This window comes from Chryseobacterium sp. CG10_8 (assembly GCF_058117085.1).
On the sequence record NZ_JBYVEB010000285.1, the window covers coordinates 1 to 540 of the forward strand.

General features: G+C 33.0%; 2 protein-coding genes. Both read right to left on the bottom strand.

Annotated elements, in window-relative coordinates; translation table 11 throughout:
• Positions 1 to 15: 15 nt before the first annotated feature.
• The gene (locus AC4AGG_RS16765; protein ID WP_489773164.1) at positions 16 to 285 is read right to left on the bottom strand and encodes a YciI family protein; all 270 of its coding nucleotides are present in this window, start codon (positions 283 to 285) and stop codon (positions 16 to 18) included.
• Positions 282 to 540 (bottom strand): hypothetical protein (locus AC4AGG_RS16770; protein WP_489773165.1); only part of this gene is annotated, 259 nt, incomplete at its 5' end. The genes AC4AGG_RS16765 and AC4AGG_RS16770, both read right to left, overlap by 4 nt.

The window sequence follows — 540 nt, forward strand, 5'->3', positions numbered from 1 at the left end:
TATATTAAAATAGATTTACATGATTTCGTCATGCCATTCTTTGATGGTCACTTTGGAAACTAAACCTTCCTGAACAAAAGGGTCTCCTTTTATAAATTCTTCCGCGGATTCTCTATCCACAAAAATTCCCATGGCACCTTCTCCAGGAACAGCAAACGGCCCGATTCCTAATATTTTTCCAGCTTTTACAAAGATTTCTTCGTTGGCTTGATGTCTTGGAAATGCTTCCATTAGTTGATCCATGCTTACATTAGGATCGTTTTCGTAAAATACTACTGTTTTCATAAATTGCGTGTTTGTTTTTCGGTTTTTAATTCTTTTAAACTTTTGATATTAATAATTAGAACAGGAAGCAAACATAAAGGTACTGCCATAGCAACATTAAATCCGTCCTGAATTCCGTTATAGATATTAATTCCAAACAATAAAGACAATGATATTCCTAACATATAAGTTAACGCACTCGTTATCTTCTCTTGTTTCAAGAGCTGTTCGTCGCTCATTTTTTCGTATATTCTTTTATTCATAAAGTTTTTTATT

Bases quoted from the DNA above. Each gene is read 5' to 3' on its own strand.
- AC4AGG_RS16765 (WP_489773164.1), bottom strand. From the start codon at position 285: ATGAAAACAGTAGTATTTTACGAAAACGATCCTAATGTAAGCATGGAT.